The 8,101-nt window shown below is 34.9% G+C and carries 8 protein-coding genes; 5 read left to right on the forward strand and 3 right to left on the reverse strand.

Features of this window, described 5'->3' with window-relative positions; all coding sequences use genetic code 11:
- Together PHF25_07775 and PHF25_07780 are read left to right on the forward strand one after the other, a co-directional pair.
- Positions 1–851: adenylate/guanylate cyclase domain-containing protein (locus tag PHF25_07775; GenBank protein MDD4527914.1), on the forward strand; the 851-nt coding region annotated here is incomplete at its 5' end.
- An 18-nt stretch (positions 852–869) separates the two neighbouring features.
- Complete coding sequence (locus PHF25_07780; GenBank protein ID MDD4527915.1) at positions 870–1,094, forward strand: hypothetical protein; 225 nt, start codon at positions 870–872, stop codon at positions 1,092–1,094.
- Between the two features lie 32 nt (positions 1,095–1,126).
- Here PHF25_07780 and ablB read toward each other — a convergent pair whose 3' ends face one another.
- Positions 1,127–1,966, reverse strand: coding sequence for a putative beta-lysine N-acetyltransferase (gene ablB, locus PHF25_07785; protein MDD4527916.1), 840 nt, complete (start codon positions 1,964–1,966; stop codon positions 1,127–1,129).
- A gap of 1 nt (position 1,967) precedes the next feature.
- Positions 1,968–3,287, reverse strand: a complete 1,320-nt coding sequence (ablA, locus tag PHF25_07790; protein ID MDD4527917.1) for a lysine 2,3-aminomutase — start codon at positions 3,285–3,287, stop codon at positions 1,968–1,970.
- A gap of 133 nt (positions 3,288–3,420) precedes the next feature.
- Between ablA and ilvD the strand changes: the two genes are divergently transcribed.
- The 3 genes from ilvD (at position 3,421) to PHF25_07805 (ending at position 6,039) form a co-directional block, all read left to right on the forward strand.
- Positions 3,421–5,079 (forward strand): dihydroxy-acid dehydratase, encoded by a 1,659-nt coding sequence (ilvD, locus tag PHF25_07795; protein MDD4527918.1) that lies wholly within the window; start codon positions 3,421–3,423, stop codon positions 5,077–5,079.
- A gap of 37 nt (positions 5,080–5,116) precedes the next feature.
- A complete protein-coding gene (locus tag PHF25_07800; protein MDD4527919.1) occupies positions 5,117–5,473 on the forward strand; it encodes a hypothetical protein in 357 nt (118 codons plus the stop codon).
- A gap of 209 nt (positions 5,474–5,682) precedes the next feature.
- On the forward strand, positions 5,683–6,039 hold the full coding sequence (locus PHF25_07805; GenBank protein ID MDD4527920.1) for a M23 family metallopeptidase: 357 nt from the start codon (positions 5,683–5,685) through the stop codon (positions 6,037–6,039).
- A gap of 8 nt (positions 6,040–6,047) precedes the next feature.
- Here PHF25_07805 and dnaE read toward each other — a convergent pair.
- On the reverse strand, positions 6,048–8,101 hold a 2,054-nt coding region (dnaE, locus tag PHF25_07810; protein MDD4527921.1), incomplete at its 5' end, for a DNA polymerase III subunit alpha.

Raw genomic sequence — 8,101 nt, forward strand, 5'->3', positions numbered from 1 at the left:
CTTATCTAATTACAATAGCAAAAGGTTCATTAATAGGGTTTATTTTTTCAGGTTTTTTTATGGGTTTTATTTTAATTTTAGGAAATATTTTATATAAAAACGGGATATATTTAGAGAAAACAGCTTTGTTCTTTTCGGTAACTGCCAGCTTGATGTTCGGGTTTTTTATGAATTTTTTAAATATTAAGAAAGAGAGAACAAGAGTAAAAGGAATTTTTAAGCAGTATGTTTCTCCTAATATTGTAGATAGATTCGTTTCAGGCGAAGAGAGCTTGTCAGAGCGAGGTAAGGAAAGAAATGTTAGTGTGCTTTTTGCTGATATTGTTGGGTTTACAAGTTTGTGTGAAAAATTTCCGGCCGAGCAAGTAGTGGAGAAGTTAAATGATGTTTTAGATGTATTAACCGAAGAAGTTTTTAAGTTTGAAGGTACTTTAGATAAGTTTATGGGTGATGCGCTAATGGCAGTTTGGGGTAGTCCAGTTGAACAGAAGAATCATGCTGAGCTATCAGTTAGCTGTGCCTTGTCGATGCTAGAAGCTGTTAAATCTTTAAACGCAAGGTGGGGAGCCGAAGGGAAGTCTGCCCTTGATATAGGCATTAGCATTGGTTCTGGTAAAGCTATCGCTGGAAATATTGGAGCACAGAAGCATAAGGACTATACTGTTATTGGTGATGTTGTTAATATCGCGGCTAGATTACAACCATTAACAAGAGAAGGTTATTCTATTGTTATAGAAGAGAAGACAAAAGAGCTTATAGAAGGAAAACATCCAGTAAATAAGATTGGCGACGTTGTTGTAAAGGGCAAAAAACAGAAAGTAATTGCTTGGTCAGTAGCTCCCAAAAACTAATTGAGGTATAATAGATTTATGGATAAACCAATTAAGACCATTACCTCAACAGAAAAAAAGAATGCTAGTAAGTCAGCAAAGTGGTCTCTTGTCTCTATTTCAGGGATTATTTCTTTAGCAACTATCGCTATAATATGCCTTTTTGTTATATTTACACCGTCGCAAATGATTATTGCCGGATGGATTGTCTCAGCATTAGCAGTTATGGGTATTGCTATGGCTGGTGCAGTGATTAAAGCTTAATTAGCAACAAAATTTTTTCATTTATTTTTAGATTAAGTAATTTGTTTTAGGGATTTCACCCAGACATTCATGCTTTCTATATTTCCTGAGATATTAGTATTATTTGTTAGTGTTCCTGCAAAATTGTAATTATTTTTAGCAAAAGTTATATTCATGCCAAAAGAGTCAGCCCTAGCTATAGTGTAAGAAGTTATGATGTTTTGGTTTAACATTTCTTCCTCCATTTTTCTTAAAAGCTTTAAAGATAGATTGTTTCCTAAATGGTTTGGAAGTGTCGCGAAATCTGTCATTTCTGTGCTTTGTGCATTTTTGTCTATTTCTGCAGAAGAGAGGGCTACAATTTTGTCATTAATTTTAGTTCCAAAATACATGATATGAGTATCCATTGTTGATTTAATATAGTTTGGATCATGAATAGGGAAAGGGTAAGTTTTAAAAACTGTTTTATAAATATCGGCCATTTCTTCCGCATGTTTTTTAGAACATTTTATAAGTTTATAGTCACTTGGGAGCTTGATTTTTTTCTTTGTTTTTTTAGTTTTTGCTATAGAAATAATTTCCTTTATATCTTCTTTATTCGTTATAATTGATCTTGCTTCGGTGAAGTATTTTCCTAGCAAAACAGCATCTTCCTTGCCATTAAAATAGCCACTTATGCATGCTTCTTTTTGGTATCCGTCTTTTAAGAAGGTCGAGGTCAAAGAAGCTGGTATTTTAGCAAATATTTTGGTGTAATTATTTTTGTTTGCTAAAGAATTAACAGAATTTATTAAGGATAGTGCATTGTTTTTATCTGCCTTGATAATATAAACGCGATTGTTACTTTTTCCATGTTGAATGATTGAGTTGTTTATTTCAATTATTTTATCCATTTTATTCAGATTGTTTAATCTTCCTTTTATTTATTCTTTTATTGGAGTTGGGGATAAGGGAGATTGTTTCATCTGTGTTTGATAAAAGTTTTTCAATTCCAATGGTAGAAAACTTATTTGCTTCTTCAAGATTTAACTGTAGTTTGCAGTTATCGCAATCTCTATCACAAAAGACAGCTTCATAAGAATCTGGTTCTTTGTAAGTAGTAATAATTCCTTCATAATTTCTTAAAATCACTTTATTGGTGGACCACGAAATAATATAGTTTGGAGAAACAGGGATTTTCCCACCGCCACCGGGAGAATCAATCACGTAAACTGGTCTTGCAAACCCTGAAGTGTGACCGACTAAGCTTTCTAGTATTTCGATTCCCTTGCTTACAGGTGTTCTGAAATGCGTTAGTCCTTCCGACAAATCACACTGGTAAAGATAGTACGGCCTTACTCGGTTTTGTACTAATTTATGACATAAAGTTTTGATAATCCGAGGGCAGTCATTAATTCCAGCGAGAAGCACTGATTGATTGCCAAGAACAAACCCTGAGTCTGCAAGTAGAGCAAGGGCCTTTTTAGAAGAAGTAGTTATTTCTCTGGGGTGGTTGAAGTGAGTGTTAATATATAACGGTTGATATTTTTTAAGTATTTTTATTAAATTATCTGTTATTCTATAAGGCAAAACAACTGGCATTCTTGTTCCAATTCTTATTATTTCTACATGAGGTATTTTTTTAATTCTGTTCAGAATTCTGTCTAAATTTTCATCAGATAACATTAACGGATCTCCGCCAGATAACAACACGTCTCTTATTTTTTCTGTTTTTTCAATATATTGAAAAGCCTCTTCAAGTTCCTCAAAATTGGCGATAGTGTTCTTGTCTCCTACTTTCCTTTTTCTAGTACAGTGTCTGCAATACATAGAGCAGAGATTGCTGACATGTAAGAGTACTCTGTCCGGATATCTGTGTGTTAGAAAAGGAGCAGGAGAGTCTTTGTCTTCTGATAATGGGTCTGACATTTCATATGGGCAAGTAATCAATTCTTCTGGTCTAGGGAAAGATTGTAGATAAATAGGATCATTTTGGTAATTATCAGGGTCAATAAGCGATAAATAGTAGGGCGTAATGCTAAGTGGAAATTTGTTAATAGTTTTTTGTAGTAGTTTTTTTTCTTTATTGGAGTGGTTTATTTTAGTTATTTCTTCGAATTTTTCTAGAGTTTTTATTGTATGTTTAACTTGCCATGTCCAGTCTTCCCAGTTCGTTTTGTCTGCAGGGGTATCTATGGATTTTGTAAGGTCTTGTTGTTTTTTGTTAAAAATCAATAGGTGCTATCCCTCCTTTTGTTATTTTATCCTACTATCTTAACGTTTTGTTGTAAACCGCTTGTTCTTATTGCATCAGTTATCCAATAGTGTGATAATTTATATTAATTAAAAATCCAAAGAGGAGAGAATTATGAAATCTGAAGTATTAAAAAAAGGTGCTGAAACGTTAGCTCATAGAGCCTTACTTATGTCTGCAGGAGTTTCTGCTTCTGCCTTTGATGAAAATAAACCCTTTATTGGTGTCGCTAATTCATATAATGACATAATCCCAGGGCATATTCTTTTGAATGATTTAACAGCAGAAGTTAAGCGTGGTATTCGTGATGCTGGGGGTGTTCCTTTTGAATGGGGAGTTCCTGGTGTTTGTGACGGAATTGCTATGCACGTTGAGATGAGACTTTCCTTACCCTCTAGAGATAATATAGCTGATAACATTGAGATTATGACTTTGTCCCATTCCTTAGATGGATGGGTTGGTGTAACAAATTGTGACAAGATTACTCCTGGTATGTTAATGGCAGCTGGACGAGTTGATATTCCCGCTATTATGGTTACTGGTGGAGCAATGTTATCCAATCATGATGAGAAAGGTAATAAGTGTCATCCAATTCAGGGTTTTGAGCTAACTGGTCAGGTTAAATCTGGGAAGATTAGTTTAGAGGAAGCAGAAAAGAAAACAAGAGATTGTTTGGCCTGTGGAGCTGGTTCGTGTGTTGGTTTATTTACTGCTAATACTATGGCTTGTGTTACGGAAACTTTAGGTATGTCGTTACCGATGTGTGCTTCAACAACAGCTTTAGATCCAGAGAAAATAAAAATTGCTTATGAAACAGGTAAGCGTATTGTGGAGTTAGTGAAAAAGGATATAAAACCATCACAAATAATGACTACAGGAGCTTTTGAAAATGCTGTTCGTGTTGATATGACTATGGGTGGTTCTACAAACGCAGTTTTACATATTCCAGCAATAGCTAGAGAATTAGGAATTGATATTCCTATAGATAAATTTGAAGAAATTGCACGTAAGACGCCGAATTTATGTAAAATGATACCAGCTGGTGACCACGATATGCTTGATTTTCATAAAGCTGGTGGAGTGCCCGCAATTTTGAATAGATTTAAAGACGCAATAATCGATGGATTAACTGTTTCAGGAAAATCAGTGAAAGCCATAGCTGAAGCTGCTAAGGTGTTAGATGATAACGTTATTAGAAACTTTGATAAGGCTTATATGGCACAAGGTGGGATTGCAGTCTTGAAAGGGAATATTGCAACGTCATCTGTGGTTAAACAAACAGCAGTAGAGCCTGAAATGATGGTGCATTCTGGTCCAGCCAAGGTTTTTTCGGATGAAGATGATTTACTGAAAGCATTATCAACGGGCAAAATTCAAGAGGGAGACGTTGTTCTTATGGTCTATATGGGACCTGCCGGTGCTCCAGGAATGCCAGAACAGCTAACACCAACAGATGCCATTAAAGGTGCTGGTTACAAAAGAGTAGCGTTGATAACCGATGGAAGATTTTCTGGTGGCACTTCTGGTCCATGTATAGGTCATGTTGAAATGGAAGCTTATAATGGTGGGAATATTGGTGCAGTTAGGGATGGGGATATTATTGATATTGATATACCAAAGAGGACACTTAATGTAAGGCTTAGCGATCAAGAAATCAAAGAAAGATTAAAAACTGCTAAAGCTCCAGTTAGGAAGATAACTCCTTTTTTGCAACATTATAGAGACAGATTTACTGATAAGAATTGTTATTGTAAAGCAATAAAAAACCCTTAGGTTGCATTAATTTATAAAAAGGTTGTAAAATAAGAATATGTTTGCAAAAAAGAAAATAACTTTTTTGGTTATTCCACATAAGGCTGGAAGCGCTAAAGAGTATAGTATAGGGACTGGAACTCTGTTATTGATAGTGGTTTCTCTGTTTTTGTTAACAACAATGTTTGTTAGTACTATATATTTTTCAACTAAACTTTCAAAATTTGCTATGCAGTATGTGCAACAAGAACGTAGAAACCAGCTAGTTTTAGATGAGCTAAAGTCTTTCCGTTCTGAAACAGACAACCTTCGCATAGTCATGTTGGGGCTCAAGGAAAGAGATTCTGACATTAGAAAAATGTTGGGAATGGGCGTAAATAGACAATTCAGTTCAGTTGGCTTAAAAAAAAACTGAATAACTTTGCTTCTGAACAGGAGCAAGAACTAGATATTGTTTCGGATAACTTAAAGGTCATCCTTGCTTTAGCTGAAATTCAAGAAGATAGTTTTGGTAGTATTTATACAAAAGCCTCTATCCTTAGAGAGAAATACGATAAAACTCCGTCAATTTGGCCTTTATATGGATTTATTATTGCAAGATATGGGTACAGGTTACACCCAATTTTGGGTAGGATAGAGTTTCATTCCGGTTTAGATATTCCAGGTTTTGTAGGTGCTCCTGTCAAAGCGACTGCTTCCGGAAGAATAATTAGTGCTGGTTGGTCAGGAGGGTATGGGCAGATGATTGTTGTTGATCACCAGAATGGATTTAGTACGGTTTACGCGCATCTGGATAAGTTTCTGGTTTCACCAGGAAACCAAGTTGTTAAAGGGCAGATTATTGCAAATTGTGGTTCGACAGGTCTTAGTACTGGTCCTCATGTGCATTATGAAGTTCGTTATAGAAATAAACCGATAAATCCTATGCCGTTTTTAGACTTAAATATTTTTAAGCTAGAAGCCTTAATGGCAAGAATATGATAAAAGGATTATTTGACTACTAAATTTTCTTGTCCAACAAATTTTTCTATTTTAGGAATACATTGAATGTTTGTCCAATATTCTTCTGTTAGTTTCATTTTGTAGCCATCAACAACGATTGACACCGGTATTGTTCCGTTTTCTTCAAGTAAGAGATTTTTTAGTTTAGGAATATTTTCTATATTAGGTGTAATCTCAATAGAGTTTACTTTGTTTTTAACTGTATCAAAATCAACAATTTCTTCAATAATCATTTGCAGTTGATCGTTGCGGTTGTTGATTTTCCCTTTGATAATACAAATGGTGTCTTCTTGAACTAGATGTCCGATTTTTTCATAATGAAAGGGGAAGACCACGCAAGGAATTTTTCCACTCATGTCTTCAACATCACCTGTTAGCATTGTTTTTTTTGCTTTGGTTAATTTCTTTTTTAAGCTGGAAATCATCGCTAAAAGACTAACTTCTTTTTCATCAATATCTTTTGTGATTTGACCTTCCTCGGTCAACTCATCCTCTTGAGGTAGATAGTCTTTAATTTGTAAGAGTTGTCTTTTTTTTATGTAGTCAGCGTATTCGCTTAAGGGATGGCCTGTAATATATATTCCAAGAATATCTTTTTCCAGTCTTAGTAATTCTAAATGAGAAAATTCTTCGTTGCTCAGCTCTTGGTCTTTTTTTATAATATTTTCCTGATTATTACTAAAGAGGTTTAGTTGTCCTTTTTCTTTTTCTTTTTGAATTTTTGATGCTTCTAATATTGTTTGGTCTACTATTGCTAGCAAAGATTTCCTTTTTCCGACAGCATCAAAACAGCCAGCTTGGATTAAGCTTTCTACTACTCTTTTGTTGCAAAGCCTCAAATCAACTCTCGTACAGAAGTCAATTAAAGAATGAAAAATGCCTTCTTTTTCTCTACAATCTATAATAGACAAGATAGCATTTTCTCCTACATTTTTGATGGCATTAAGACCAAAAAGTATGTTGCTAGATTTAATAGAAAAATCCAAAAAACTTTCATTGATGTTAGGTGGCAATATTTCTATTCCCATGTTTCTAGTCTCGTTTATATATAGAGAAACTTTATCTGTGTTGCCCATGCTACTAGAAATAAGCGCAGCCATGTATTCAACAGGGTAGTGAGTTTTAAGAAAAGCTGTTTGATAAGTTATGAAAGCATAAGCAGCACTATGTGATTTGTTAAACCCATATTCAGCAAATTTTGCCATCATGTCAAAAATGTCAGTAGCTTTTTTCTTATCAAAGCCTTTTTCTGTTGCACCATGGATAAACTCGGTTTTCATTTGGTCCATGGCGTCTTTGTCTTTTTTCCCCATTGCTTTTCTGAGTATGTCAGCTTTTGCCATCGAGAATCCACCAAGCAGTGAAGATATCTGCATAACTTGTTCTTGATAAAGTATTGTTCCATAGGTGTCTTTGAGTATTGGCTCAAGTTCGGGCACCGGATATACTATTTTTTCTCTTCCGTGTTTCCTGTTGACGAAATCCTTGTCCATTCCACTTCCCAATGGCCCAGGTCTATAAAGAGCAAGAAGAGCGATAATATCTTCAAATACGTTCGGTTGAAGCGACTTGAGTAGAGCTTGCATGCCACTACTTTCAAGCTGAAACACTCCGATTGATTGGCCTTTGCTTAATGTGATGTATGTTTCTCTATCAATTAAAGGAAGCTCGTCGATGTTGATGTCTATTCCTTGTGTATCTTTTATAAGTTTAATTGTTTTGGCAATCATTGTGAGATTTCTTAGCCCCAAGAAGTCCATTTTTAAAAGACCAATTTTCTCCACATCATCCTTTTGAAACATTGTTACTAGTTGTCCGTCTTTTTCTGTTAAGGGAACATCCTCCATTAAAGGATCTTTGGAGATAACAATTCCTGCCGCATGTATTCCTGTATGTCGAGCAATGCCTTCAAGTTTCATCGCCATATCGATTACTTCTTTGATGTCTTCTCGTGAATCATATATTTGTCTTAGTTCTTTATTTTCTTCTAAGGCTTTTCCTATGCTAGAACCAATGCTTGGTATAAGTTTTGTTACTTTAT

This window comes from Candidatus Margulisiibacteriota bacterium (assembly GCA_028706105.1).
In the GTDB taxonomy this organism is placed as follows: domain Bacteria; phylum Margulisbacteria; class Riflemargulisbacteria; order GWF2-35-9; family DYQY01; genus DYQY01.